Raw genomic sequence first — 25,693 nt, forward strand, 5'->3', positions numbered from 1 at the left:
CAGCCTAACTCATGGACTCGAAACCGTGGCACTGGCATGTTCCGGCCGCGCCGTTGCACCGCATCGACGTGTGCACGGATTTTGCGTGTCCGCACTTGCAGAGAGGGTCAACCATCCGGTGGCCGCCGTCTTCGCCCCGATGCACGAACTCTGCCGCCGACACGACCATGATCTTCAATTCCTTCATGGGGACGTCGGTTTTCTCGCCCGCAGGCGCATCGGCAAAGACCCAGTCCACTTCCTGGACGACGTAGCGGGTTTCCGACCCGCTGTGCAATTCGAGAACGTCACCTTCACGAGGGACAGGTAATTCCCACTCGTATTCTCGGAGGATGGCTTCCCCCGAGTGGCTGTCGACAAATGTAAGGATCAATTTCCACCTCCTTTGGTGGTGGCTTGGCGGTAAGTCTGAAAGCACTCGCGACTTTCCGCACCAGGTTACTGCATCCAGGGCACGTAAAGCTCATGGGGCGGGACCCTTGTCGGCAAGATTGGCTGACGCGGGCTGGCTGTTGGCCTCAAGCAGACTTCATCATCGATCCGATTCCTGCAGTAGCCCTTCTGACACAGGCGCTGCCGAAGCCGGCTGAACCGCCAACCGCGCGCCCACGTCGACAAATACCTGCGGCGCCTCAAACGAAGAGTAATAGGAGCGGTCCGGCAGCCTCTCCAACGCCAGTCCAAAGAGCCCGGACAGCACCAGCCGGAACGAATTTACCGGGGTGATCTCCGGATACAATTGTCTTCTCACTCTCTGCGGCACCCTGTAGGCCGAGAGGATCCCAAACGCCTCATCAGGCTCCACCTGACGAACGTCCGTGTGGTGGAAGTTAAGCCTGGACCCATGATCGCCCTGGATCAAGATGACCGGCGTAGTGCTCGACCCGGCGAGGATTGAATCCACCGCTTCGAGAATGCGCTGGTTGACATAAGCCGCCTGCGCCGCATAGCCCTGGTGATAGTCCTCAGCCGACCCGCCTTCATTCAGGAAGTCGTTCGAATCCACCAGCCCCGGGGGCCCGATGAGACGGGTGCGACCCTGTTCATCGAGCACGAACGAAGGGTGCGGGGCCAGGATGTGGGCCACGACGAACCTCGGCGATGCTGTTTTGGCTCCCGATTCGCGCAGAACCGACAGTGCCGCGCGCAGATCGTGTGCTCTCTTCTCGACGCCATGAAGCATTACTTGCCGCCCGGCAGGAAGCGGCGTCCATGAGCGCAGGCCCTGCCAGAACAGGTCTACGCCGCTGGTGGATTCGAGCGCTTGGCGAGCGGTGGCGAACCGGATTGAGGGCGCTCCAGACGTGATGGCCACGAATTGATAGCCGAAGCCCTTCAGAATCCGGGACACCTCGTTGTCGTCGATGCGCTGGTCCGCTTTCAGCCGTGCCGCCGAGGCGCTAGGCGCAGGTTCGAGGAGGTCCTGCAAGTACGCCATGTTCAGGCTTGAGCACACGGACAGGTCTGTCTGCGAGTAGTTCGATCTCGCGCGCTCGGCCACGTAGAAACCTCGCAGCTTGAGCGCCTCAATAAACGGCTCATTGGAGTAATCGAGGTACTTCTGAAGCGTGTCGGACTTTCCGTATCCGTCCAGCACAATGTAGAAGATGTCGGGGCGTTCTGAGGGAACCGCCCCATAGGATCGCACCGCTGTTGTGCCTGCATCTACCCGGCCAGACGAGCGCAGGGAACCCGCAATCGTCCAGATGGGCCCAAATATCAGCACGACGGCCACCACATTCAGGAACGCCATTCCGCTCCGTTCGCCGCGCCGCCCCAGCAACGCCAGAATGGCAAGCCCCAGGACGATCGGAACATAGAAGCATGCGAACGCCCCGACGTCGTTTTGCCATTCCCCGAACGCAATCTGCGCACGCCAGAAGTCGAACCCGGCTCGATAGTGAAAGAACCCGAGCGCGAGTACCGAGGTGCAGGAGGCTGCCCGAACCACGCTCTTCGAAGCCGCCGCCAACAGCCCCCAAAGCAGCACTGCGGCCCCGGCCGTCAGCGCGACCGCCTTGGCGACTTCATAGAACGGCAGGAGCGCGACATTCTGAGAATAGAGCGCCAAGGGTGGATAGGCCGCGAACAAGAAGGGGTGGGCCGCGAAACGAACGCGGCCCTCGGTCTTTTGGAGGTCCCTTTGAGGTGGCGACTGATCGCCGAGCACCATCGCTATGCCCGGACGGCCTCTAGATGCGTTTCCGTTGAGCCCGCAAGCGCTGGACTGGAGAAACGGGGAGTCAAGTACTGCCCAGAACGTTCGAAGGTACTGGAAGGCCGGCCCCCAGGAGCGCCGTTCTTACCCTTCGGCATCAGCCAGCTTTCGGGCCTGTTCTTCCTGGTTTAGGGCATCGAGCATCTCCTGGATCCCGCCATCCATGAAATCGTTCACGTTGAAGACGTCCTTCCCGATGCGATGGTCCGTGATCCGGCTTTGCGGGAAATTATAGGTGCGAATCTTCTCCGAGCGGTCTCCCGATCCGATCTGCCCCTTGCGCAGCGCCCCACGCTCCTTGTCCAGCCGGTCCTGCTCCAACTGATAGAGTTTCGCCCTTAGCACCTGCATCGCTTTAAACTTGTTTTGAAGCTGGCTGCGCTCGTCTTGGCAGGTGACCACAGTGCCCGTCGGCCTGTGGATGATGCGAATGGCGGTTTCGTTCTTCTGAACGTGCTGGCCGCCCGCTGATGAGGCCCGAAACGTGGAAACCTCAAGGTCTTCGTCACGAACCTCAATGTCCACGTCTTCTGCTTCTGGCAAGACCGCCACCGTTACCGTGGACGTGTGGGTTCGGCCGCCGCTCTCGGTCACGGGGACGCGCTGCACCCGGTGCACGCCGCTCTCGTGCTTGAGTTGGCTGTAAGCGCCCTTGGCGTCCAGCGAAAACACGACCCGATCCAGACCCTTGAGGGGTGACTCTTCAAGGTCGATGACCTCGTATTTCCACTTCCGGCGCTCCGCGTACCGCACGTACACGCGGTATAGCTCGGAGGCAAAGAGCGAGGCCTCTTCGCCGCCTGCCGCCGGCCGGATCTCGATGATGACGGCCTTGTCGTCGTTGGGATCCTTGGGGACCAGGAGCAGCTTCAGCTTGTGCTCCAGTTCGGCGACGAGGGCTTTCGCGGGCTCCAGCTCCTCGGCAGCCATGTCCTTCATCTCCGGGTCGGACAACAGCTCCTCCACTTGCGCCAGATCTTCGCGAGCCTTTCGGTAGTCCCGGATGGCCGCGACGATCGGCTCCAGCCCGCTTCGCTCCTTGCCGAGCCGCTGCACCTCATCGTGGCGCGTCACGACATCGGGGTCCATCAACTGGGCCTCGATCGCCTCGTACCGCTTCTCAATCCCTTCAAGCTTTTCCAACATAGGGTTCGGACCGATTATGCGCTGTGGATAAGTGGGATGGGGTCCCCAGCTGGACACGGGTACGCTCCAACCGGCTCGCAGTCGACCCGCCTGTTCCGTCAAGAGCCTGCAGCACACCTGCCGCAGCGCCGGCGCGTTGAACCGGGAGCCAAAAGTACTGTGGACCTGGCGTAATTGCCAGGGTTCTCTTGGAAATCTTAGTGCTTCGAACGAATACAATAAGGACTCAATCTCATTGAGGAGGGATTGTGCATGCGTAAGGCGTTTACTTTAATCGAACTTCTGGTGGTGATCGCGATCATTGCGATTCTCGCCGCGATCCTGTTCCCCGTCTTCGCTCAGGCGAAGACGGCCGCCAAGAAAACCGTTGCGATCTCGAATTGCAAGCAGATCAGCCTCGGCGTGATCATGTACGGCGCGGACTACGACGACATGTATCCCCGGAACGATGACTGCGTCGCCGGCAGTTCGCTGAACAACGACCTGAACGGCAACCCGTTCAACGCCGTCGGCGTCGGCTGCACGAGCACCGCGTTCTACTACCGCGTGAACCACTTTTCCTGGCAGAAGTGGATCATGCCGTATGTCAAGAACGTTCAGCTCTTCGAGCACCCGCTCCGCGCGAAGGACAGCAACCAATGGACCACCAACGGCCAGATCGTGGGCTCTTTCGCCCTCAATCTCGGCTTCACCGGCGCCCTGGACACCTACAACAGATCCGCAACATTCCCGCGCCAAAACCGCAGGAGCTGGCTCGGTGGCAGCATGACGGCGATCCCGCGCTCGGCGGAAGCCGCGATCCTGCTGGAGATGCCCGGAACCACGATCGCGCCCGTGCCCCCGATGGGCGTGGACCCGATTCCGCTCGGCCCGGACCTGACGGTCTACCCGATGGGCGTCCGCGAGTGGTGGCGCTACAAGCTGATGAAGGGCACGCAGGCGGACTGCATCGCGCGCACGTCCGGCCTTGAGCCCGACATCTCGAAGGTCGCCGCAGGCGGCGTCACCGTCGGCACCGCCGATGGCAGCGCGCGGTTCATGACCGCCGGCAAGTTCCTTTCGCGAACCCCTACCAAGCTGGAAGTTCTCGGCGTTGCCGACAGCGGCCCGACCTCGGGCTACACGTTCGGCAACGACTGCACGAACCCCTCCGGCAACGTGGGCATCGTCGGCATCAACACCAACATCCCTTATCCCATGTGGGGCTTTGGAGACTAAGGTGAAGCGGACCTTCGGAATCAGCGCTTTGGTGGTGGCCGTGCTCCTGTGCGGATGTGGCGTCGGCGTGTCTGAGCAAGACACGGCGAACATGCGCAAGGAGTTTTCGGAGGAGAACTACGAAGCGAACATGAAGAAGCTGGGCAAAGAGAAAGAGCTTGAGGCTGAGAAGCAGCGCCAGGCTCAATCTCAGCAGGACGGCCAGTAAGCTCAGTCAGTACGAAAGGCACTTAATCGGAAGACCCCGTGGCAGGAACCGGCCATGGGGTCTTTGTTTTCGTCGGACGTTCTTGACGAAAAGGTGCAAGACGAGGGGTAAATTGCGCTCCATGCGTCGCATCGCCTTATTCGCCCTCGTGGGTTGCTCCTTGCTGGTTTTCGGCCAAGAGTCGGGCAAATCGGAAACCAAAACCGAAGCCGCCAAACCACAAGCGCCCAAGACCGTTCTGCTTCAGAACGCCCGCGTGGTGGTATCGCCCGGAAAGGTGCTGGAGCGCGCCAGCATCCTTCTGAAAGATGGGAAGATCGCGCAGGTTGGGGTGGACATTTCCGCTCCTTCGGGCGCAGAAGTCATTGAATGTAGCGGCCTGACGGCGTATCCGGGCCTGATCCACCCGTTCCTGCGAATCGGGCTCGACGGTGCGGCAGCGGCTCCCGCAGGCGGAGGCCGTGGCCCCGGCGGCGGGGGTGGAGGCGGCGGTATCGGCCAGGGGCGGCAGCAGACCGCTGCCGAGCAGGCCGATGCTCAGGCGAAGCGCGACGCCGATCCCTTCGGTCTTGAGACCAACCTGCTGACCAAGACCCGAACCGGCGACGCGAAGCAGAAAGAGGTTGGGGCTTTCAGTTCGCTGGCGAAGAGCGGATACGGTCTGGCGCAAGTGAGCGGCGGCGGCGGATTGCTCGGCCCCACTTCCGCGGTGTTCAGCTTGGCGACGGACGAAATGAGCCCTGCGTCGGTCCTTGCGAGTCCCGGCAGCGTGCCCGTTTCATTTTCTGCACGGGGCTTCAACTCCTATCCAAGCTCGACGATGGGAGGCATCGCCGTGGTTCGGCAAGCCTTCATGGACGCCCAGCGGTTCGCCCGGCTCACGAAAGCGGGCAAGAAGCCCAAGGACGACCCGGCGCTTGCCAACCTCGCTCCTGCGGCAACCGCCCAGGCCCACGCGATCTTCGATGAGCTCAACGAGGTCTCATTCTTCCAGGCGCGCAAGGTCGCCAAAGAACTGGGACTGAAGCCGGTCTACGGCTTCCGCTCCAACGCCGGGAACGTGCTCGACTTTGTGAAGGGCGGCGATTCTGCTGTGCTGCTCAAGGGAATCGTGCCCGCGAAGCCCTCGATCCCCGAAAACCCCGCCAACGCCTCGATCGGCGCGATTCGAAGCTACTTCAACGAGCTTCAGGCCGGGGCCGAGCTTCAAAAGGCGGGCGTGGAGTTTTGCTATGCGCCGTCGAGCACATCTGACCCGCTCGACGGGATTCGCCAATATGTGCGCTCGGGCCTGAGCCGGGAATCCGCCCTCGCCTCAATGACCACGCGGCCCGCCAAGCTTCTCGGCCTTGCCGACAAAGCCGGCACGATCGAGGCTGGAAAGCTTGGCGACGTTCTGCTGACCCAGGGGGATCTGTTCGATTCGAGCAGCCAGGTGATGGCGGTGTTCGTCGACGGCCAGCGCATCGACATCAAGATGCCCGAGCGCAAGAAGCCTGAGGAAATGAAAGCCGACGCCCCGATGGCGCTCATGACTCCGAAGTATCAGCCCTTCCCGGCACCGGCAGAGACCCAGCCCGCCTTTCGGCTCTATCGCAATGCGACAGTCTGGACAATGGGCCCCCAGGGCACGCTGAAGAATGCCGACGTCCTGATCCAGGGCGGCAAGATCGTCGCGGTGGGGAAGGGTCTCAAGGCGCCCGCAGGCTGTGAAACCCTCGACGCCACAGGCAAGCACCTATCGCCGGGTATTTGGGACTGCCACAGCCACACCGGCATCAGTGGAGGCGTGAACGAAGGCACCAACATGATCACCGTCGAGTGCCGGATCGGCGACGTCATCGACCATACGGCGGCAGGCATCTACCGGCAGCTTTCCGGCGGCACCGTCGGCGCCCAGCAACTCCACGGCTCCGCCAACTCGATCGGCGGTCAGTCCAGCCCGGTCAAGTGGCAATGGGGCCTTTACCCCACCGATTTTCCGATCGCGGGCGCGCCGCAGGGCGTGAAGTTCGCGCTCGGCCAGAACCCAATCCGAGAAGACGCGACGGGCGGAGGAGGATTCGGGGGCCAGCAGCCTCCGGCCGGCGGCACGCTGCTCACCTTCCGGCCGCGAACACGCATGGGCGTCGAGGAATCCATTCGACGCGCGCTCCAACTCGGCAAGGAGTACAACCAGATGTGGCTTGACTTCGAAGCCGGGAGGCTTGCCGAGGAGCCCAGAAGGGACCTCCAGCTTGAGGGGCTTGGCGAGATCGCAGGGGGCAAGCGGTTGATCCATAGCCACGGCTATCGCGCCGACGAGCTCCTGATGCTCGTGCGCGTGACCCGGGACTACGGTGCCCGCATCGCAACCCTGCAGCACGTGCTGGAGGGCTATAAACTGGCTGATGAGATGGCCGGGCAGAACATTGGCGGCTCGACCTTTGCGGACTGGTGGGGCTACAAGCTGGAAGCCTACGACGCGATCCCCTATAACGCGGCTTTGATGGCCGAGCGAGGCGTGAGCGTCAGTGTCAACTCGGACAGCGACAACCACGCCCGAAGGCTCAATCAGGAGGCCGCCAAGTCCATGCGCTATGGCGACGTGTCGGCCGAGAAGGCCCTGAGCTTCGTAACGATAGAGCCCGCCAAGCAGATGGGCATCGCCGACCACACCGGCTCGCTCGAAGCGGGCAAGGACGCCGACATGGTGGTGTGGTCCAACGAGCCCACCAGCGTGATGGCGATTGCCCTGGAGACCTACGTGGATGGCGTCAAACGCTTCGATCGCGCCAACGATGCCAAGCAGCGCCAGGACCGCCTGGTGGAGCTGCAAGAGGCGCGCAAGGTACTGAGCTCTGGGACTTCGACGTCGGGAGACAACCCGTTCCTGACCTCCGGAGCCGGGCTGCAAAGCGCCGACGCCGGGCCAAACGCGGGCAACGGCAACGGCGCGAAAGAGAACCCGACCACCGCGAAGTTTGGCATTGGTCCGATCACCGCCGAGCCTGGCACGATGCGCTACGCGCGCAAGGCTCTGCTCATTTCTGGCGCCACGATCCACCCGATGGATGGAGATCCGTTCGTGGGAGATGTGATGGTGAGCTCGAACGGCAAGATCATTGCGGTTGGCAAGGTGCATGAAGCAGGAGGCCGATTGGTCCGCGTCAACGGCAGGGGCAAGCACGTCTATCCGGGACTCATCGACCCGACGACCGGTATCGGTCTGAACGAGATTGGCCAAGTGCCGACGAGCGACGACTCTTCCGAGCGGGGCAATTTCCATCCAGACTATCGCGTCGAGCGCGTGATCAACCCCGAGTGGGAGACGATGGGCGTTGCGCGGCAGCAGGGCGTGCTGACCGTGCTCGTCAAGCCCAGTGGGGCGGGATTTGCGGGCCAGGCGGCTCTCATCAACACGGAGGGCTACACCTGGGAGGACCTGACCATTCAGGGAGGGGTCGCGATGGCCTATTCCTCGGGTGGCGGCGGATTCAACTTCGGAGACCGCGACTGCTGTGAGGACCAGGAAGAGCACGACGACCTGATGGCCGGCCAGGGCCGCAGAGGTGGCGGGGGTGGCGGCAACCTCGGCACTTCGCTCGAAACGGTGACCGGCCAGTTGAAAGCGGCGCGCGACTATGCCAAGTCCCGCGTGGAGGCGACGGCGGACAAGCCGGTGGCCCGAGACGAAAAGCAGGAGGCGATGCTGCTGGTGGCGGACGGCAAGATGCCGATGCTCATCCAGGCCAACGCTGTGGCGGATATCCAAGCTGCCGTTGCGTGGGCTGAGAAGGAGAAGGTGCGGATCGTTCTCTACGGCTGCAGCGAGGCGGGCTCCATTGCAGGTTGGCTTGCCCAGAAACAGGTCCCGATCATCCTCAACGCCGTCTATTCCATGCCGGCAGCCGACCAGCCGGTGGACTATTTCTACAGCCTGCCGGCGCTCCTCTCAAAGGCGGGTGTGAAGTTCTGTCTGACCACCGATAACGACAAGGACGTTCGCCAGATCCGCGACCAAGCGGGATGGGCCGCGGCCTATGGGATGAACCCCGAGGATGCGGCTCGGCTGATCACCAAGAACGCCGCCGAGGTGCTTGGGATCGGTGATCGGCTTGGCTCGATCAAGCCCGGTATGGACGGCACGCTGATCCTGACGGATGGCCCGATCCACGAGACCAAGACCCACGTGCTGAGGGCCTGGGTCGAGGGTCGGGAGGTGGACCTGTCCAACAAGCAGACCCGGCTCTACGACAAGTATCGCGGTAGGCCGAAGGGCGGGAAGTGATCCTCACCTCGCCCCTTGCTTCCGAGTCCCGACGTTTCGGGAAGGGGGAGGTCGGTGAGTCTACGAACCGGGTGAGGTGGCTGTGGTGGGCCACCTCAACTCCAATCGAGAGGTCGTGAGGGAGATGGAACAGGTCATCCTCGGGCGCACGGGGCTCAAGGTCAGCCGCATGGGTCTCGGCTGCGGCGGACACTCCCGCTTGGGGCTTTCCTTCGGCAAGAGCGACCGGGAGGCTTCCGAGATCGTCCGCCAGGCCATCGACCTGGGGGTGAACTGGATCGACACGGCGGAATCCTACGGCACCGAAAGGGCGGTGGGACTCGGGATCAGGGGAATCCCCAGAGAACAGGTCTACATCTCGACCAAGGCAGGCGTCCATTGGGAGGACCACTACTCGAGCCGGGCGGAGCTTCGGACGCGCGTCGAGGCCTGCCTGGACCGGCTGGACACGGAGTACATCGACCTCTTCAACCTGCATGGCGTCATCCTCGCCGATTACGCCTACGGCCGCGACGAACTTGTTCCTGAGCTCCAGAAGCTTCAGCAAGAGGGCAAGATTCGGTTCATCGGCATCACCGAGCAGTTCCTGAACGACACCAATCATCAGATGCTGCAGGTTGCGCTGAAGGACGACATTTGGGACGTCGTGATGGTGGGGTTCAGCCTGCTGAACCCCTCAGCCCGGCATTCGGTCTTTTCGATCACCCAGGCGAAAAACATCGGCACGCAGTGCATGTTCGCGGTGCGGACTGCCCTCAGCCGGCCGGCTGTGCTACGCGATTTGATGCAGCGGCTGGTCGCCGAGGGCACGGTTCCCCCTGGGTCCTTCCATCCCGATTCGCCGCTCGACTTCCTTTCAGAGCTCGGTGTGGCCCATAGCCTTCAGGAGGCGGCCTACCGCTACTGTTTGCACGAACCGGGAGTCGATGTGGTGCTCTCGGGCACCAGCAACCCCGAGCACTTGAGGGCCAACGCCAAAGCGCTCTCAGGGCCGCCCTTGCCTTCGGGGGCTCTGGAACGGCTCGATGCGATGTTCGCCAAAGTCGATAGCATTTCGGGGAACTGAGGCCAAAGTCAGCGCTTGCGCGCGATCAGTTCATATGCGGTCTTCAGGATCTGCTCGACCTCGTCCCAATGCACCGGCACATCCAGATACACCCCGATCCAGCCTCTGGGCCCAACGTAGGGCGGCCGGAAGAAGCGTTCCGGCTCGCTCGCAACAAGCATCTCCTGAACCCCCTCCGGCGCGGCGCAAACGAACGCGACGCGGTCGCTGTGATGGTGGTCCCAGAGCATCGCAAAAGAGCGCTTTTTGACGAACCAAGTTGGCTCGCCATGGCTCATTCGCTCCTCGACGAAGGGCAGCGAACGGCAGATTTCGCGGAGCTTGGGTGGCGGAACTCGTTCCATGATGGCTGGGTGAAACGGGCAAGGCCTGGTGGATGCGGATTCCTGGTCCGGTACCGCATTCGGCATCCGACATTCGACATCAAAGGGAACCAAGAGTGGCTGCCCGTCTTGGATGCAATTCGAACTTCTGTTAGCTCGTGAGGTACGCAAACCCACATATAGTCGCTGAGCAGGAAATGACCCGCGGCCCCGAGCTCCGCAGTTTCGCCGATGGTTGACCAGGAGGCTCACGGAATCAAAAGGGGATGCCCTTGTGGGTACCTATTGGGACCTTAGGGCACCAGGTGAGGCCTGGATAAGGGTCTACTAGATACATTTAGCACCAGACGGTGATTCGCGCTAGTGAGCCTCGAGGAGTCGCGCGCTCGGCTCAGGCCAGGTAACTTTGGGCCAAATCTGAACGGGACATCGTAGCCGATTCAGTAAACTGACCCGAATTCGAAGAGGTACGACGCGGATGCCCGAGATAGACCCCACAACATTCGAGAACCTCTTTTCCAGGTGCCTCTTTTGCGACGAGGTTCGGGAAGAGCCGTATCAGGACGGCGTCCGGGAATGTCCAAACCCTAAGTGTCCGTCGGCCGAACTCATTCCACCGGCAGAACGCCCGTATTACGTCAGCCTTGTGCCCGACTTTTCCGGAAGCAACGTGGCGAAGACCGCCCGCCAAGAGCAGTTTGAAGTCGAAAACGGTCCCGCACCACGGCTCAATGGGAATAGACCGTCCTTCGAACACATGCCTCCAACTGATGGCAAGTACGGCGTGGCCGACCTCTTCTCGTTGGAGAAGGTGCTGTCGCCTGAACGCACACTAAGTCGAGGCGAGCATTTCGGGTGGGCATTCCAGTACCCCTATAAGCAAGATCTACTATCTATGAAGTACGGGCTTCGATGCGGCAATAGCGACCTGATAACAGGAGAGGACTTGTACGGTTTTCAAGCCGACGTCCTAGATCTTAGCGGCTATGCCTATTCTCTCAGCCTGAAGGACCTTAGATCATGGGCAATAATCAACGTCGCTCTGGAACGCGGATTCAAGCATCTAGCGCTTTGGACGGCTGGCAACGCAGGCTATAGTCTGGCAAGGCTTGCTTACGTGGTGAACCGCCGCCTTCCAGAGAGTGAGCGAATTCAAGTGTACTGCATTGTGGAAGCTGGATTAGAGAAGTCCATCCGGTTAGAGTTGAGAAGATGGCAAGCAGAGGTTGTTAAGGACGTTAGGATCAATTCTAGTAGTGCACCAATACTGTCAAACAAGGATGTTTGGACTCTGATCGAGAAGAACACTGGGAAGGCTATACCTGAGAGAGAGCGGTGGCATGTCACTGACGGGTGGGACGGTGTCGGCATTATGATGTACTACCTATTAGCTCTGCAAGTACTCAAGCGCGAGTCCGCGACATCTGACACATACGATGCCGTCATCGTTCCAGTTGGAAGCGGTGACTTGTTTGCGGGCTTCTTGCTTGCGCTTCGCGACGCTTACACTGAGAAAGCCCCAAAACTGATCGCGGCTGTCCCTCCTGCGGGCGAGAACATTTTTACGACCTTGAGGGCGCGAAGAAGGTCTGGTGGTTCAACGGCTGCCGGAAAGCTCCAAGGAACCTACTCGCCTCTGGCAAAGGCGCTCCTTCACCTAAAGGACCGGAATCGCTTCCAAGTGGAGGAGGTGGACGACATCAACCATAGGAAGGGCGCGCAGCTCGTATTGAATCGTAAGCCATATCCCTTATTGCCGGCCGAGCCGTCAGCCTTGCTTGCATTTGGGGCACTCTGTCAATTCGGTGATTCCCTGCAACGCTCGAGAAGCCGGTTTAATTCCTGGTCATTGGACTCTCGAGTCTTGGTAGTCAGTTCCGGGTGCGGTGTTACGCCATTGGGTGAACAGAAGTGGCTCGAAGCTTGTTGGAATGATACGATCTGAAGATGAACGCCTATCGGTTATATGTTGTGGATCCCATAAAGCCGCTCCCCTTTTGCCGAGAGTTCGTCCAAGAAAGCCATTATGTCTACTAGAGAGGTCTCTGGAAGCTTCAATCTGATGTACGGTGAATCTTGAAGCTCTTCGTCGGAAAACTCCACGATGTTCATGAGCTCCGCCCCTGCCAGGCAAAAGCCAGTTGTGTTTGGGGGATGCGTTCGATTGAATACGACAACGCTGGGGACGCAATAGGCCGAATCCGCTACATACACTTGAAGTGCTCCTTGCGCCGAATGTTCCTGGATACGAAGGGCTGCCTTCCGCGGGATGAGCGGATCTCCGGCGGGATTGCCAAAGGTCGCACCAATAGCGAGGTTGAACACGGATTCCAACCACGCCTGTGCAGCCTTGTTGCTGGGCACGGCAACCATTAGATTCCAAGTTAGTGGATGATTCGAAGCGCCCTGCTCGAAGAGGCCAAGTCGCTTCATCAAGACTGGCGTGAGCGGATTTGAGCGAACCGACCTTGGTGAGGTCTCACCGGCTCGAAGAGTTATCAGGGCGTCCACGCTCCGTTCCGCTAAGGCGGCGAGCCGCCTCTTCAATCCCTCCTTTCGACCCCGCAACTTTGGTCGACGACCATCAATGGCAATATCAACTTCCTGCTCCCAGACGATTCGGTCAGGCTCCGCAATGCCCTCTAGCTTCTGGCTGAGGAGTGCTCTCAAAGCGACTTGAAGGCTTGAGTCACAAGGGCGCTGACCGCTGAAAACGAGGGAAAGGTAAGCGGCGGCGCTTCGCGCCGATCTGAACCCATGCCGTTTGCCGACTGCTGGCTCCCATTGAAACAACGCTGTCCCAAGTTCCGCAAGGCTACGATATGCCGGTACGCCGCTTGGCTTTGGCTTGCGAAGGAACACCCATGAGAGATCGTTCATGATATCAGTAAATACGATTGCACATGCTGAAGTGAATCAGATCAACGCTCCGGTGTGTCAGATCCAGCTCTAATGACTTGCATCTGCAATCATATAGAACGATAGCACGATCTTCATGAACTTGTTGAAAGTCCCTGAACATTCTTCCAGTTCTTGGGTTAGAATACATTAGGGATAGCTTTGCCATGAACGGTAAAGGCCGGAGCGAAGTGAAGTCGCAACCGGCCCTTGGGTCATCTTCCGAGCGATGCAGCCCGGGATCGTCCAAGTTCAATTCTACCTGAACGGCATGAGCTGTCAAGTACAAAACTGACAGTCGCCGGGATCGTCCAAGCCCTCGCCGAGTGTCACGACATAGCTGCCAGGAGGTGTGCCTCTGTGATGGGATGACGACCGATTCGGGGCAACCCTCCTCCTGACCTTCCCCATCTGGGTAGGAGGATTCGGAATGAGGCTGAATCTCGCGGCAAGAGCCGCACGAGATGTGTGGGTGGAGAACCATGATCCTGCCACCTCCATCAAGATTCTCGATTCGGTGAAGCTGCCGGACCGATCTCAAGGTGAAAGGACGGCCCAGCCGTTTCTGTCGATTGTCGACGTGTATGCTTGGGCGCAAGTCGGACCCACCGGCCAGGTGCAAGAGGATGTGGGAGCTAGCGGGCCATGAAGTGCCTCTCAAGATCCGTGGCCCTAGCTCTCCCGTTCGAACCAAGTGACCGAGAAAGGACCGCTCAGCAGATTGGCTTGGCGCGACTGGGTCGAAGTGCTGTGGAAGTTCGGATCGGCGTAGGTGTATGCGACCGAATCCCCGCGCGCGTTTGCGCCTACGCCGAGGCCGTCGCAGCGGTGGTACCCGATCTCAAGACGCTGGTGGGGACGACACGACCATCGTATTACGTATTCGGCTCTTCTCCGAAATCCGCTGTCTTCGACACCGTATCTACCTTCCTCAGCCTTGCTGCTCTATCCGCTGCACTGCGACGTTGCGGCATTGCTGACCCAATTGTGATCGAACTTGCCAAGCCCCAGAGGGAAGTTCCCGACTCTGTTTGCCCTGCGCTTCCATTGGAACTTGCGCAGTGGCACCAGGCGCGCGCCCGAGAACATGAGGATGCGGCGAGGAGCGACCTCGACTACTCACATGAACACGCTGCTCCGTCAATGTTCGGTGATCTCGCAGATTGTGAATGTCCGGGGCTAACTGTTACTGTTGGCGGTGCAACGGAGGGCCGTTTCTGGGCGCACAGGATGGCCATCAGGAACACCGTACGGAAAGCTGGTGGCAACCTCGTTCCCGCCGTGGGCCTCATCATCCGTGCCCTTCGAATCCCGTGGTACCAGCCAACATCTCGAGAACCGGGAATCGAAGCGGTCGCAGACCCGGAATTCGCAGTTCGCCAGCTTGCCGAGGCTGCAAATCCAAACAGCATGGGGAATCTTGGTTTGAAACGCGAGGCAAATCTCCTGCCCCGGGCCCTGAAGCACGATGGCATGGCGCACTTGCTCCCGGGTGTGAGGACTTCTGAAGCCGCTTTGGAGATGTTACGAGATCTGCGGATCACCTTGGGCCCGAGACTCGCATCGGCCGTTGGAGAACTTTCATGAATAGAGCTTTGGTCGTTAGGGGTTCGCTTACGGACGAAAACAGGTACGGCGTCGCATCGGGAGCACGCGTTGCTGATGCACTCCGGCGGCAGGGTTGGCGCATCACAGTGGCACACGCGGGAGAGCGGCGACGAATCATTAGCCTATTAGGGAGCAGTCCCCCCGATGTTGTCGTGCCGATCGGTTTCGGCCCTCCGTGCGAGGATGGCCACATCTTTGCCGTGTCCCGCATGTTCGGAGTTCCGTGCGCTGGTCCAACACCAGGCGCTGGGAGCATCATGCAAGACAAGGCGGCTCTTGGGTTGGTCGTGAAGGGCTTGTTTTCTCAAGCGTCGCTTGTGAGGGCACCGACGAGCGTGGCCCTAAACAAGACGCTTCCGATCGACGAGATGGAGCGCTCGGTCGACTCCCTCCGAACTCCGCTCGTAGTTAAGCCTGCGTTTGGCGGGTCCAGCGAGGGCCTTGTCGTGGCTGACACGCACGCAATTGCGATAAGGGCTGCGACAGCACAACTTCCAAAGGAAGGGAAGGTTCTGGTCCAAGAGCTTGAGGATTCTGAGTCGGAGATCAGCTGCACGGTTCTCGATGATCTCGAAGGCCCGCTGTTTCTACCGATCGTCGAACTGGTACGAGGGAGCGCCAAGGTAATGGGGATCGAGGAAAAGTTTGGCTCAACCGCAACTGGCCGACACGTCGTCCCGGCACGCCTGACTCCCGAGTTGCATGATCGTGTGCGGCATGCAGTACTTCGCCTTCACGACGCTATCGGCGCAGTTGGGCTGACCCGTACCGACATCATCATCACCAAGCGCGGTGAGGTCGTGATCCTTGAGATCAACGGAATACCAGGGCTCTTGGAGACATCGATTGCATGTGATGCTTCTCTGGCTGCCGGCATTTCATTTGACGAACTCTGTGTTCGCTATGCCAGCACAGCCTTTCTTGACCGTCCTGAGCCGCGAGTTTGGGGGATCTGATGAGGCCGTTGCAGCCCATCCCGGAGATCGACGACACTGCCATGAATGATGTCGTGATCGACGAGCAAGGAGAGCGCCTGGTCCCAGTTGTTGACTGTCAACGTATCTGGACGCTTCCCGCCTATCACCTTCAGGGATACTCCTCCGCGCCTCCTGAGGTCATGTTGCGAGAAGGGGCGCGAAACGCTCTGGCCGGAGCTACGAAGAAGCTCCCTGATGGGATCGGCTTCCTGGTGTGGGACGGCCTTCGCAATCTAGCAACTCAGCAGGAGATTGCACTGAGATTCGAAGGGTCAGAAGTCATGTTGTCCATACCACATGGCGAGCGAGCCAGCGTGCTGAACCAATACGTGTCACCTGTTCCAGTTTCGGAAGACGAGTTCTTCTTGAGTCCACCACCACACACGACAGGTGGAGCGGTGGACCTAACGCTCTGTGATGAAAAGGGAGTGCCGCTGGATATGGGTGCGGACTTCGATGAGTTTGGGACAGTCTCATGGCTGTGTCACTACGAAGACGTGGACAACGTCTCAGACGAAAACGGCCGATACAGGCAAAGTATGCGGCGACTGCTGTACTGGACAATGGTTGAAGCCGGATTTGCGCCATATCCGTGGGAGTATTGGCACTATGAATTTGGAACGCAGCGTGCAGCAGCATTTCACGGAAAAGGAGTTGCAGATTATGGTCCGGCTGTCGCATTCCAACGCTTTTCGGGTGCACTTCGATGAGGCTCTCTCCGCAAGATCGTGTCGCGGTCGTGGCGCCAGCATCCCAGTTGCGGGGAGCTGATCACGATCTCCTCGAACAGGCTGTTTCGTTGCTCAAAAGCTGGGACTTGATCGTCGACGTTCGAGTTGAGGCCTCGAATCATATGTATCTTGCAGGCCCCGATGCAATGCGCGCAAAACACCTTCACAATGCTCTAGTTGATGTGGATACAAAGGCGATCTTCTGTACGAGGGGTGGCTATGGCAGTTCGAGGCTCCTCCGGCATCTGGACTCAACCCTTCACCCCACACCCAAGATCCTGGTCGGCTTCAGCGATATTACTGCGTTGCACTTGGCGGTCGCCACTTTGTGGCCCCACATCGACCTGATACACGGGCCAAACGTCGCGACAAAACAACTCCTCGACGATAGTTCTGACGCAAAACGCAACAGACAAGCATTGCATTACGCACTATTCGCCGAACCTTACGAGATCGAGGAGAAAGTGGAGTTCCTTCGTGGTGGGGACGCTTCCGGCCCCTTGGTCGGGGGATGTCTTTCGCTCCTATCATCACTAATGGGTACTGAGTTCTCAGTGAAAACTGCCGAATCGATCCTCTTCGTCGAAGACGTGGGTGAACTGCCTTTCAGAATTGACCGTATGCTGACTCAACTCAGAAATTCAGGTGTCATGGACGGCATGAAAGGGATGGTGTTTGGAGAAATGAGAAAGTGCGCCGATCCTTACAACGACGTGCGCGATGTCATTCTCGATGCCCTGTCAGGGACATCATTTCCGATTGGTTTTGGGCTGAGAAGTGGGCACGGCTACACCAACATCGCTCTGCGACTGGGATGCAGAGCCCGGCTAGATAGCCGCATGCATGCGTTTGTCTTGAACGGAGATTGACAATTCCTTGGAAGGCAGCCTTGGCAATCCTGTATACGTTCCGCAATAGGGCGTTGCGCTTGCGCTACGTCTCTTGCCTGCCCGTAGCTTTGACCTAACCTCTGAGTCGAATGGCCGGTCTCGTGCCGGCTCTTCGCACCTCGGAGGTGAAAGACATGCCCCTGTTCGACTGGCCTATACGGCCAGAGCTCGTCTCTCCCAAAGTCATGGCCGACCCCAAGCCACCAGGTGGTCCCGACCCACCTCGACGTAGAATGCCCTTCCAGATCGAGCCGGGCTACTGCGAGGACGGCAAAGTTTGGCTGTATGGAAATGCTCGACTCCTGCAGGGCCAGCTAGCCTTCGTCGCAGGTGCTGCGGGTCCCAACCATCACTCGGCAGCGCAGTTGGACGCAATCGAAGCCGAAGCCGAGCGCTACGTCCTGGGTGGCAAGATCCTTGTCTGTGGCGTTCAAAGCCTTGCTCACCAGCGGGCGGCAGTTGTTCCACTCAGGTGGGGATCACCCAGGATCCTCGTTCTATCGGGCGGGTTCAAGTACCACTTCGGCAGAAATCTTGATCAAGAACCCTTCAGGGCTGCGAGGCTCTGGCGCTACAGGTGGGATCCTCAGACGGATCTCGCGATCTCTCGGCGGGCACCAGACAAGCTACCCACCTATGCGACATGCAACCCCGCAGTCGACAGGATGATCTCCCTGATCGTGGGGCACCAGTGGCCTGGACTCCTTTTTGAACCGCCGATGAGCCGGGTCTGAAGCTCACACCAAGCCCTTCGCAAGAAGGGCTCTCTCATTGAATGCCGCTATGAAAGAACAACGCGAAGGCGCCTTGCCCTCGCTTTGAATGCCTCTTCGCCTCCCTCGAGGATTTCGCATACCTTCCTTCGCACGTATTCGCCCTCAAGTCCGCCGGCCTCGTAGCGAATCTCGGGCAGTTGCCCTGGACCATGCTCTCCGGCAGTTGCGACGATTACCTGGTCGGCATCGGTGTTCACGACCAAGTTAGCGTTGTGAGTCACGATGATGATCTGTCTGCGTTTCCTTGAATCCCTGAATCGCTGTACGAGCTCATCGTAAACAGACTGGGGATCCAGATTCTCCTCTGGTTGGTCGATGATCAGGGGCCGGATGTCATCCTTGTCAATGGCCAGATATAGAAGTAGGAGCACTATTCCACGCGTCCCCGGGGACAAGCGCTCGATATCCACTCCGCCGTACTGGAGACCATAGGTGACCTTGATGTGGTCCGTTCCCAGCAACCACTCCCAAATCCGAGCGCCCCATTCCTGTGCGGTGAAAGAGTCAAGCCGATGCGCACGAATATCCTCTCGGTACTTTTCGATGAACGAATCCACGGCCTTGTCAGCCGCATTTGGTTCGCCCGATGCCCATGCGGCCAGCAATTCTTGCTCGGCAGCGGCTCTCAGCGTTCCCCTCCCCTTGAAAGGCCCGTCTTTGCGCAAGTCGAGCAAGCTCTCCCCACGCTCCACCCACCGATCGAGGTCCACGACGCGTCGAACGACAAACCTGAGCTTCCCCAAGGCGCCTCTCTCAGCTTCGAGGGCGTCGGTCAACGGTGCATACAGCATTGAGAGCTCCGCCTGTAACTCGACGAACGTTTCGAATACTTGCCGGTAGACCTCTCGCCGTCCAAGACTGATCTTCTTGGTTTCCTCGTCCGCCTTCAGGGCAGTAGAAAGCTGTGACTTCAGACCTTCCATCTGCTTTTGTGCTTGCTGGATCTTGAGTGTCAGAGCAGTGAACCGCTTCGCATTCTGCTGGTCAACGCCGATTAGCTTGGCCAAGCGGTCACTTTCAGCCTGCAACTGACATATCGTGAGACTATGCAAGTTCGCTTCATCCGGGAACATCGGCTCTGTCAGCTTGTCCTCTGGTTGCGGTTGAATAGCGCTGCCGAAAATGGCTGCAGAGCTCTTGGTCGCTGCTTCGAGCTTCCCGTTCACCATTTTGTCCGCTTCTTGTCCGATCTTCGGGGTGAATTTCTGCCATTCCTCGTCTTTGAGCCCAGCGTCTCGGCGTTGCTGCTTGAGATCGTCCAGGAATGCAACCGCAGTTCTAGTGCTAAATTGGTTAAGGTCACCTTGAAGCGACTTTAGCGCTCTCACCTTCTTCTGCTCGACTTCCCATGCCGCCTTGCGCGCTACAAGCGCATGCTGAAGAGCTTCGTGGCGCCCAACCCGAGCTTCCTGATCCTTTGAGACCAAACGTCCTTTATCTTTCGAGTCTTGACCAATTGCCTTTTCGAGTTCTTCAATCTTCTTTGTAAGTTCGGGGATGGAAAACTTCAGTCTCCACTGCTCAAGTAACTGGTCTGTAAGGCGACTCAGTTCCGACTCATGACGCGTGCGCTGTTCGTTTATCCCAGAACAGCGCACAGCAAAGAGCTCCTCAAAGTCGTCCGCTCCCTCTCTGTCCGGCTCAGGATGGGAGACGAAGATCACCCTCTTTATCTCATCCAGCAGACGATCGGAAACGCCTTCAGACGAACAGGTCGTCCACGAACTGCTGAGAGAGGTATTGCACACGTCCGTCTTCGTACCCTTCGTCCGCCTCGAAGCTGGAGAGACTCCCACTGGTCTCCTCCTGGCTCTCCCACTTGACGGTAACGGCGGACTTGGTGAGGAAGCTCTTGGCGCGACGAATGAAGGAACGTTCATTTACGTGAGCACTCATGGAGTACGATCCAACAGCCATGAAGTCGGCTAGCGCGGTCTTTCCAGACCCACGTGCTCCGATGATCGCAACCAATCCAGGGTTGAGCGGAAGCTCATTGGGGATCATCCACGGGACATTGGTTACGCGAAGACTAGTGATTGTCTGTCCGACCAGACCGCCTCGTGGAGGTACGGAACCGATGAAGGCGCGTTCTTCGGGTTCAATGCAGGCCTGTCTCAAGGACTCGAAAGTTACGTCGCCCTTGATCCAACACAATCTGCCCTCGTCGGGAACCCCCAACTTGTCCACGGAATGCGCGTCGCAACCATGTATACAAGGCTTCAGAGAGCGGTACCTCTTGATCACCTGATCGGCGGACAGCACTCCCTTTCCTGACCAGAAGAGGGCATCCTTGGGGTTACCCGAGAAAATCAGCTGCGACGCTGACTCAATGTTTATTCTCAGCGCCTCAAAGGCATGATCCGGCGTCGCCACGCCTGAGGTCCCGTCATTCGTTGACACAGCGGCACCGATGAGCAGGTTCTGCTGAGCCCAACTGCTCTTCTTCAGCTCATCTTCAAGTGCTGGCAGCGAGAGCTTGAACTGATTGACGCCAACGAAGAGCGCTTTGGCTTCGTCTGCAACAGAGGAATCGACAGATTTGCCTAACTTGACGAGCTCAGAGCGAGAACAGGCGTAATCATCGCCTTTGTAGCGAAACTTAAGGCGACCAAGAAATCGCTTGATCTCGGCAACGTGGTTTGGGTCATCAGGGGAGAACAGGAGATGAACGTTCACGCCCTTTCCCTTGACTGTCCCGATATCGAGCCTGGCCTCAACATTGGGGAAGAGCATGTCAACCTCAGGCAGCTTGCCCTCCTGTTTCTTCTTGACAAGCTCTTCATAAAGCTCGATCGACAGGTAATCGGTCACGCCCAAGGCGCGAATTGGGGGATCGCAAGACGCGATCGCTTTGCAGTAGTCATCCAGACTCGTTGCGCCAAACTGGTCATTGAGAATCGTCCCTGGCGCGTGCACATGCGGTTCCCATCTGTGCCACAGCGACCCCGCAGGATTCATCGTACGGGTCGTCATGCCGGCTCCGGCGAAGCCTGCTTCGACAGGTCCACAATCGACTTGAACGCAACATCCAACCAACATTGGGGAGCCATTGGGGCGATATGCTCGCGAAAGTTCCCGAGCGCCGAGTCGTTCACTTGACTGAAGGGCGAGGAGTCACGCATCAGGTTCAACTCTACCAAAATCTGGCTTGCCGTGCAATTGGCAACCCCGCCTCGACCTATTGTAGGCTGGCCGGATTCGAATGTGTCGGCGCTGACAACGAGAGTCTGTCCATGGTCTGCTACCAGGGCACCGCGTCACGCCTCGTCTTACCGAATGAGGACCCTTGCAGTGCAAGGGTCCAACAGGTGGGGGACGCTCAACTCAGAACTAGCTCGGCCAAGGCGTCCATGTCCGGAATCGACTCCACTATGAACTCCTCGGGCGTTTGGCCGCTCTCGAAGGCGTCGTAGAACGGCATGTCGGGCAGGTCGTAGATCGACATGAGATAGGTGCCGAGACAGAGCTCGTTGACCTCCTGCATCCATCGTTGGAATGTCATGGCGACACCTCGGACTCTTGGGTGGCCCCTGAGGTTGTTGCGTTGTCGGCGTCCAGCTGCCCTTGGATGTAGTTGGCTGCTCTCTGAGCCTGGCCCGAAGCCGCGATGACCGCTCGGGGATCTCCCTCGAGAGCTTGCAGCCATCCGTGGATGTAACCCGCAGCGTTCTCCAGGTTCGAGTTGTCAATGCCGACCTCAGCGCAAACAAAGGCCGAAGTCAGCTCGGCGATCAGCTCCTCGCGGCTGTAGTCGCAGGAGCCGAACACGATCTGACCGGTCACGCCCGAACGGTTGAGCCTCGTCTCATGGCCAGTCGAGTGGCCGAGCTCATGAAAGAGCGTCGAGTAGTAGGCTTCTGGAGACTCAAAGTCCTGGATCTTCGGTACCCGAACCAGGTCTTGAGGAGGAAAGTAGGCTGCGAGCGATCCGCCTTCTACGATCTTGGGCGGGCTAGGCATTCGGAGGATGACCTTCTCTGCCGACTCGATGCGGGCTTTGAGCTCGGCATGCCAGTCGTCGAGGACCGGCAAGTCCAAGCCAGCGCATTGCTCGGCGTTGAAGACCGGGTAGTAGCGAAGCAGAGGAATCGAGACCTTTTGTTTCTGGTATCTGTCGTCCTCCTTCTCGACCTCGAGCCGCTTCCAGAAGACGGCGATCGAAGAGTGCTCGCCCTGCCGCACGTGACCACCCAACTCGTTGGCCTGCCGAAGCGTCAACCAACGGTGGTCGGAGTACGGAGTCAGCGATAGGAGAAGAAGGTTGATGCCGTGGTACGGCCGTTTGCTGACGGCGTTGCAGGGCAGCTGATCGTGACCTCTCCATGGCTTGCGCCAAGGAACAACGCCGGCCTGGAGCGCCTGGACGATCCGGTCGGTGATGATGGTGTAGGCATTTCGGTGCTCAGACTTCAGTTGGCGAGCATGGTTTCGCCTCGTCTGAGCTGATGCTGTAAAGTGCGATGACAAGGAAGGCCTCCTTGCGGGCTGCCGGTGAGCAGTCCGTCATCGCCACGCTCTCAAACCGGGTCGGATGGTGCAAATAGCGTTCGCGCCGCAAAACAACCAGGCCATAGGTATCCTGCTTTCAAATGGACAGAAGCGTCAGGAATTCTGGTTGTCCGATCCGGTCGATGCAGTCGACCGGCCAGCTCGATCTTGAGAAGGTGGGCTTTGTTGCTGTCAACTACATCACCTGCCAGCCGAGCTATACCGAGCGCTTCGAGTGCCTCTTCTGCTCGCGCGCCAAGATGATTGACCAGATGCCCGGCTTTCTCGGCATGCAGGTGCTTCGTGCCGACGGGCAGGAGGAGCCCTACCTCATCGTCAGCTACTGGGCCGCCAGATCGAGCTTCGATGCATGGGTCGGCTCGCCGGAGTTCCTCGAAGGCCACAAGCGCGGCTTCGAGGACATCCGCAAGGCCAAAGAGGCCGGCGAAGATTCTCCCATGTCCTCCCGCTTCGTCACCTATTCCGTTGTGGCACGTTGACGAACGGGGCCAATCTCTGAGGCAAGGGGAACGACCGCCGGAGCGACCCCCGCAAGCGTTTCAGACGCCCGAAGCACTTCAGGAAAGGACACACATGAAGTGCCACTGGCCGGCCGAAACGACGGGGACCTAAACTCACTTCTTTTTTGGCGGAGGGTCCTTCTTGACAGGAGCGTCATGTCCCCCTCCGCTCTTGACTATAGGCTTGACGCCGCCAGGTTTCTGAACGGGAGGCTGGTGTCCGCCTTCGCTTAAAGGGACTTTCTTGCCCTTCGTGCTTTCGGTGAGTCGAACGGTGTGCTCAGCCTTTCTTTCCGCCACCCTTTCCTCCAGAGCCGCCGCTGGCGTTGCTGCCACCAGTCCTGCGAACCGGAGACGAACTGCCCCCGCTGCTCTTGGTTCCCGAACCCTTCGAGCCACTTCCACCCTTAGTTGCCATCCGTCTTCTCCTTCTTCTCGGCGTCAGAGGGCTTCTTCGCCTTACCATTACCTGTGGCCTTCTTTTGCGAGCCGTTGACCGCCCGACCATGTCCACCGCTACTCTCCGTTCGCCTCATCCCGCCTCCACCGGCTCCGGTTTTCTTCATTTCAACACCCGTTGCTGACTCTATCTTATCAGGTGTACTCACCTTAAGGTCCTGCTTCCATGGGATTTCGGCGAGAGACACGAAGAGAAGGACAATGCCGACAACGACCGCGGTCGCCGAGAGCACATTGAAGCAGTCGGCCAACACGCACCACGGGTTCTTCCTCCAGCGACTCGCGTTCTTTCGTTCGGGATGCTCTTGGGGCATGCCGAGTTCCTCGCGACGTTCGTCGTCAAGATTGTCAACAAAGCGGTGGTGCGAACGCTGAGCAAAGAACATGCTCAGCAGCGAGCAAAGGAGGGTGCAGCTAAGGACAAGCCAGGCGCTCTGAAAAAGCAGTCGGGCTCCAGAGTCCGCCTTATCTGCCACCTTCTCAAGAAATGCGAGAGACGTCCCCAAGGCTGCCGATGTGATGGTTATTAGACTCTTGTCAAAGAGATCTGCGAGCTGACTTTCTCTGGCTATCAGCTGGCTGCGCTCGCCCAAATAGCGATCTTCAGCAACTCTCTCTTCCTCTTTAGGCACCTTGGTTGGCTCTTTGAGCCAGTTCTCAAGCGATGTTTCGGGATCGGTGATGTTGACACCGGTTTCTTGGGAGAACTGCTCTTCCTGGTTCAATTCTTGCCCCCTCCTTCTGCTTAAGTTACCCCGGAACCGTCACATTTTTGGACGCGTCCGGGCCTTGGACGGAGACTTGGCGGTGATCACGGCGAGTACAGCCGAAGCACGAAATACAGCCCGAGCAAGACTATGGCTGTCGCGGCTAGGACGGTGAGCAACCACCTCAATCGGGCTTCCGGTGATCGATACGCTCCTCGACCCCAATCAAGCTTGGCCGCGCAACCAGCACAGACGATCCTCATACCGTAGTGTCGACGATGGCTGCTCTGGCGCCGCCGGGCGTAAAGCGTCCAGAAGGACTCGCCGACGTAGACCTGTCGGCGTTGTCTGAGCTCTGTCCCTGTGATCGGTCTACCGCACCGATAGCAACTTGCCATTGCTTGGACGTTGCAGCAGTATTTGTCGATAACAATTGGAGTCGCATAGGCGAAACGGCACCCTACGGCAGACAAAGCCGCGGCCATCCTCAACCACGGCGCTCTACGGGAAGCAGTGACCTCGGCCGCTACGCGCAAAGCGACAGAAACTGAGCCGACGAGGCCGTGATGCCGGCTGCAGTTTCCATCCTCTCCGGCCTTCTCACACTCAGTGCAGCCTCCTTGAAGGCGGGAGTCGCGGTAAGATCAAGTGGCTGAGCCGGCTGCTCGCAAGGTGCCCAACAAGATGAAAGACTTCCTTGACAAAGTCTCATCATACAATCTGTTCAACTTCCTTCTTCCAGGAGCCGTGATGGCTTATATGATGGATTCCATGACCCGCTACTCGATAATGCCGCATGATCTGTTCGTGGGGTTCTTCGTCTATTACTTTGTCGGACTTGTGATAAGTCGTGTCGGCTCACTAGTAATTGAGCCAGTCTTCAAGAGGCTTTCAATAGTCACCTTCGCAGACTATCGGTCGTTCGTGCAGGCGTCGAAGACCGACGAGAAGATCTCTCTGCTTTCTGAAGTAAATAACACGTACCGAACCTTGACAGCACTGTTTCTTGTTTTCGGGTTAGTGAAGCTCTGGGAGTATGTTGAGCCACGAGTGCCGCTGGCATCCAGCTATGGGCCAAGCTTGCTCCTGATCGGGCTTTTCGTCATGTTTGCGATCGCGTATAGAAGGCAGACGTCCTTTATCAAGCGAAGGGTGGAAGCAAGTACCCAAGCTACACAGGACTGTTGAG

The 25,693-nt window shown here is 58.9% G+C and carries 23 protein-coding genes; 12 read left to right on the forward strand and 11 right to left on the reverse strand.

Annotation, left to right across the window (positions count from 1 at the left end):
- Positions 1-4: 4 nt before the first annotated feature.
- The 3 genes from HZC36_09735 to prfA all read right to left on the reverse strand — a co-directional run bounded on the left by HZC36_09735 (position 5) and on the right by prfA (position 3,364).
- A complete protein-coding gene (locus HZC36_09735; protein MBI5707254.1) occupies positions 5-373 on the reverse strand; it encodes a hypothetical protein in 369 nt (122 codons plus the stop codon).
- A gap of 159 nt (positions 374-532) precedes the next feature.
- Entirely contained in the window at positions 533-2,173 is a 1,641-nt protein-coding gene (locus tag HZC36_09740) for a hypothetical protein (protein MBI5707255.1), read from the reverse strand.
- 129 nt (positions 2,174-2,302) lie between these two features.
- Positions 2,303-3,364 (reverse strand): peptide chain release factor 1, encoded by a 1,062-nt coding sequence (gene prfA / locus HZC36_09745; protein ID MBI5707256.1) that lies wholly within the window; start codon positions 3,362-3,364, stop codon positions 2,303-2,305.
- Positions 3,365-3,616: 252 nt separating this feature from the next.
- Here prfA and HZC36_09750 point away from each other — a divergent pair, with 252 nt between their 5' ends.
- The 4 genes from HZC36_09750 (at position 3,617) to HZC36_09765 (ending at position 10,126) form a co-directional block, all read left to right on the forward strand.
- Positions 3,617-4,582 carry a prepilin-type N-terminal cleavage/methylation domain-containing protein gene (locus tag HZC36_09750; protein MBI5707257.1) on the forward strand — a complete coding sequence of 322 codons (966 nt, stop codon included), beginning with the start codon at positions 3,617-3,619 and terminating at the stop codon, positions 4,580-4,582.
- Between the two features lies 1 nt (position 4,583).
- Positions 4,584-4,790, forward strand: a complete 207-nt coding sequence (locus HZC36_09755; GenBank protein MBI5707258.1) for a hypothetical protein — start codon at positions 4,584-4,586, stop codon at positions 4,788-4,790.
- Positions 4,791-4,911: 121 nt separating this feature from the next.
- Complete coding sequence (locus HZC36_09760; protein ID MBI5707259.1) at positions 4,912-9,060, forward strand: amidohydrolase family protein; 4,149 nt, start codon at positions 4,912-4,914, stop codon at positions 9,058-9,060.
- A 124-nt stretch (positions 9,061-9,184) separates the two neighbouring features.
- Positions 9,185-10,126: an aldo/keto reductase gene (locus HZC36_09765; GenBank protein MBI5707260.1), complete on the forward strand. Its 942-nt coding sequence runs from the start codon at positions 9,185-9,187 to the stop codon at positions 10,124-10,126.
- Positions 10,127-10,134: 8 nt separating this feature from the next.
- Here the strand turns inward: HZC36_09765 and HZC36_09770 are convergent, their stop codons facing one another.
- Complete coding sequence (locus tag HZC36_09770) at positions 10,135-10,470, reverse strand: MmcQ/YjbR family DNA-binding protein (GenBank protein ID MBI5707261.1); 336 nt, start codon at positions 10,468-10,470, stop codon at positions 10,135-10,137.
- A gap of 457 nt (positions 10,471-10,927) precedes the next feature.
- On the opposite strand from HZC36_09770, the gene HZC36_09775 reads away from it, so the two are divergent.
- Positions 10,928-12,394: a PLP-dependent lyase/thiolase gene (locus HZC36_09775; GenBank protein MBI5707262.1), complete on the forward strand. Its 1,467-nt coding sequence runs from the start codon at positions 10,928-10,930 to the stop codon at positions 12,392-12,394.
- A 17-nt stretch (positions 12,395-12,411) separates the two neighbouring features.
- On the opposite strand, the gene HZC36_09780 is transcribed toward HZC36_09775, so the two are convergent.
- A complete protein-coding gene (locus HZC36_09780; GenBank protein ID MBI5707263.1) occupies positions 12,412-13,329 on the reverse strand; it encodes a hypothetical protein in 918 nt (305 codons plus the stop codon).
- 448 nt (positions 13,330-13,777) lie between these two features.
- On the opposite strand from HZC36_09780, the gene HZC36_09785 reads away from it, so the two are divergent.
- From HZC36_09785 to HZC36_09805, 5 genes are all read left to right on the forward strand, one after another.
- Positions 13,778-13,996, forward strand: a complete 219-nt coding sequence (locus HZC36_09785) for a hypothetical protein (GenBank protein MBI5707264.1) — start codon at positions 13,778-13,780, stop codon at positions 13,994-13,996.
- A 1,240-nt stretch (positions 13,997-15,236) separates the two neighbouring features.
- Positions 15,237-15,911 (forward strand): ATP-grasp domain-containing protein, encoded by a 675-nt coding sequence (locus HZC36_09790; GenBank protein ID MBI5707265.1) that lies wholly within the window; start codon positions 15,237-15,239, stop codon positions 15,909-15,911.
- Positions 15,911-16,642: a hypothetical protein gene (locus HZC36_09795; protein MBI5707266.1), complete on the forward strand. Its 732-nt coding sequence runs from the start codon at positions 15,911-15,913 to the stop codon at positions 16,640-16,642. Before HZC36_09790 ends, HZC36_09795 begins: the two co-directional genes overlap by 1 nt.
- Positions 16,639-17,532 carry an LD-carboxypeptidase gene (locus tag HZC36_09800; GenBank protein ID MBI5707267.1) on the forward strand — a complete coding sequence of 298 codons (894 nt, stop codon included), beginning with the start codon at positions 16,639-16,641 and terminating at the stop codon, positions 17,530-17,532. Before HZC36_09795 ends, HZC36_09800 begins: the two co-directional genes overlap by 4 nt.
- A gap of 110 nt (positions 17,533-17,642) precedes the next feature.
- Entirely contained in the window at positions 17,643-18,287 is a 645-nt protein-coding gene (locus tag HZC36_09805; GenBank protein MBI5707268.1) for a hypothetical protein, read from the forward strand.
- Between the two features lie 47 nt (positions 18,288-18,334).
- Here HZC36_09805 and HZC36_09810 read toward each other — a convergent pair whose 3' ends face one another.
- The 4 genes from HZC36_09810 to HZC36_09825 form a co-directional block, all read right to left on the reverse strand.
- Positions 18,335-19,993, reverse strand: coding sequence for an AAA family ATPase (locus tag HZC36_09810; protein MBI5707269.1), 1,659 nt, complete (start codon positions 19,991-19,993; stop codon positions 18,335-18,337).
- 37 nt (positions 19,994-20,030) lie between these two features.
- Positions 20,031-21,146, reverse strand: coding sequence for a hypothetical protein (locus tag HZC36_09815; protein MBI5707270.1), 1,116 nt, complete (start codon positions 21,144-21,146; stop codon positions 20,031-20,033).
- 502 nt (positions 21,147-21,648) lie between these two features.
- On the reverse strand, positions 21,649-21,831 hold the full coding sequence (locus tag HZC36_09820; GenBank protein MBI5707271.1) for a hypothetical protein: 183 nt from the start codon (positions 21,829-21,831) through the stop codon (positions 21,649-21,651).
- Positions 21,828-22,796, reverse strand: a complete 969-nt coding sequence (locus HZC36_09825; GenBank protein ID MBI5707272.1) for a DUF1738 domain-containing protein — start codon at positions 22,794-22,796, stop codon at positions 21,828-21,830. The genes HZC36_09820 and HZC36_09825 overlap by 4 nt, the downstream gene beginning before the upstream one ends.
- A 122-nt stretch (positions 22,797-22,918) precedes the next feature.
- Between HZC36_09825 and HZC36_09830 the strand changes: the two genes are divergently transcribed.
- Entirely contained in the window at positions 22,919-23,317 is a 399-nt protein-coding gene (locus HZC36_09830) for an antibiotic biosynthesis monooxygenase (GenBank protein ID MBI5707273.1), read from the forward strand.
- Between the two features lie 301 nt (positions 23,318-23,618).
- On the opposite strand, the gene HZC36_09835 is transcribed toward HZC36_09830, so the two are convergent.
- Both HZC36_09835 and HZC36_09840 read right to left on the reverse strand, forming a co-directional pair.
- Entirely contained in the window at positions 23,619-23,756 is a 138-nt protein-coding gene (locus tag HZC36_09835; GenBank protein ID MBI5707274.1) for a hypothetical protein, read from the reverse strand.
- Positions 23,746-24,522 (reverse strand): hypothetical protein, encoded by a 777-nt coding sequence (locus tag HZC36_09840; protein ID MBI5707275.1) that lies wholly within the window; start codon positions 24,520-24,522, stop codon positions 23,746-23,748. Before HZC36_09840 ends, HZC36_09835 begins: the two co-directional genes overlap by 11 nt.
- A gap of 666 nt (positions 24,523-25,188) precedes the next feature.
- Here HZC36_09840 and HZC36_09845 point away from each other — a divergent pair.
- Positions 25,189-25,692, forward strand: coding sequence for a hypothetical protein (locus tag HZC36_09845; GenBank protein ID MBI5707276.1), 504 nt, complete (start codon positions 25,189-25,191; stop codon positions 25,690-25,692).
- Position 25,693 lies beyond the last annotated feature (1 nt).

The sequence above is a fragment of the Armatimonadota bacterium genome (assembly GCA_016223145.1).
Lineage (GTDB): Bacteria > Armatimonadota > Fimbriimonadia > Fimbriimonadales > Fimbriimonadaceae > Nitrosymbiomonas.